Origin of the sequence: Streptomyces sp. P9(2023) (genome assembly GCF_032436795.1) — a bacterium.
Classification (GTDB): domain Bacteria; phylum Actinomycetota; class Actinomycetes; order Streptomycetales; family Streptomycetaceae; genus Streptomyces.
The window spans coordinates 1-367 of the sequence record NZ_JAUPWM010000219.1; the positions used below are offsets into that span (position 1 = coordinate 1).

Consider the following 367-nt stretch of genomic DNA (forward strand, 5'->3'; position numbering starts at 1 on the left):
GGCTGGGTTTAGGCTTATCAATTTGTCGAGATGTGCTTGAAATGCATGGCGGCAAATTTACCATTCAGTCTACCAATCCACATGGTTGCCTGGTACAACTCTGCTTGCCCTTCCAAGCTGTGCCTTCATTGAGCAAAAACGTGACGAGCACTCCAAACGCAGCCAAAGACACCATAAAAGGAACGAGAAATGAGTGATAAACAATTACCCGTCTATGTGGTGGATGATGATGAATCAGTGCGAGATTCGCTGGCGTTTATGCTCGAAGAATATGACTTTTTAGTGACCACCTTTGCCGATGGACAAGCGTTTCTCGACGTCGTAGATATTGAACAAGCGGGCTGCGTGATCCTCGATATCAGAATGC

2 protein-coding genes are annotated in these 367 nt (G+C 46.3%); both read left to right on the forward strand.

The window, feature by feature from the left end; genetic code table 11:
* Nucleotides 1-197 (forward strand): ATP-binding protein (locus Q5762_RS37425; RefSeq protein WP_315896771.1); only part of this gene is annotated, 197 nt, incomplete at its 5' end.
* Nucleotides 190-367: response regulator (locus Q5762_RS40140; RefSeq protein WP_399495546.1), on the forward strand; the 178-nt coding region annotated here is incomplete at its 3' end. The genes Q5762_RS37425 and Q5762_RS40140, both read left to right, overlap by 8 nt.